The 223-nt window shown below is 71.3% G+C and carries 1 protein-coding gene; it reads right to left on the bottom strand.

The genetic code is table 11. From position 1 onward, the window contains the following. The coding region (locus tag E4K09_RS26315; protein WP_166802531.1) for a M48 family metalloprotease at window positions 1-223 on the bottom strand (223 nt) is incomplete at both ends.

The raw sequence follows: 223 nt of genomic DNA, 5'->3' as shown, positions 1-223 counted from the left end.
GGCGCGGGCCAGCACCGTGATGCCGGTCTGATCCGCCTCCAGCTCCTGCGAGCGGGAGAAGCTCGCGAGCGTCGACCGGGCCTGGTCCTGCACCACCGCGGCCTCCCGGGACTCGTTCAGGACGTTCTCGGCCACGCGCTCGATCAGCTCCGAGCGCGCCTGCAGCTCGCTGCGCTGCGACGCATGGCGGAGGGTGACATGGGCGATCTCATGCGAGAGGACG

Origin of the sequence: Microvirga pakistanensis, from assembly GCF_004458765.1 — a bacterium.
GTDB lineage: Bacteria > Pseudomonadota > Alphaproteobacteria > Rhizobiales > Beijerinckiaceae > Microvirga > Microvirga pakistanensis.
This window is presented reverse-complemented; position numbering and strand designations above follow the sequence as displayed.